Origin of the sequence: Cytobacillus sp. Bac17, from assembly GCF_024519925.1 — a bacterium.
GTDB classification, from domain to species: Bacteria; Bacillota; Bacilli; order Bacillales; family Cytobacillaceae; genus Cytobacillus; species Cytobacillus pseudoceanisediminis.
The window spans coordinates 1-492 of record NZ_JALJRC010000093.1; the positions used below are offsets into that span (position 1 = coordinate 1).

At 33.9% G+C, this 492-nt stretch carries 1 protein-coding gene and 1 pseudogene; both read right to left on the reverse strand.

Annotation, left to right across the window (positions count from 1 at the left end; translation table 11 throughout):
• Window positions 1–230 (reverse strand): DUF421 domain-containing protein (locus NR125_RS29305; protein ID WP_483863895.1); only part of this gene is annotated, 230 nt, incomplete at its 3' end.
• A gap of 121 nt (window positions 231–351) precedes the next feature.
• Window positions 352–492: pseudogene (locus NR125_RS30050) on the reverse strand (cardiolipin synthase); the annotation flags it as partial.

Sequence of the window (492 nt, forward strand, 5' to 3'; positions counted from 1 at the left end):
CCCAACATGAGAAGCGTCCACAATCCGATGGCATATAAAAAGTGAAAAATCCCTACCTTATTTTCAAAAATGGTATTTCCTAAAAAATCTCCAAGCACTAATACAAAAACTAAGTGAAAAGGGGTTAACTGAGAGATAGATGTTCTACCGGTTATGATAATGATAAAAAATAAGGTGACAAAACCTACTATGACTTTGATTGTCAGTAAACCCAAAAAAACTTCACCCAAAATTTATTCCTCCATTTTATATTTCACTCGATTTCAAAAATCCTCATGTTTTAAAATATTTATATTACAACATGTAAGCTAAATTAAAATCAGAAAGATAAATAATACCGGTTTTTTCAACTTATAATAATGGAGAAAACAGGCGGGCACTCTGTTCAACAATCCGCTCGGTCAGAGGTCGTTCCAGCAAGTCTTCAATTTTTAATGGAATAGAATCAGTAAGATCACGTTCGAACTGATCTGTGAGTTCCCTCGCCACATC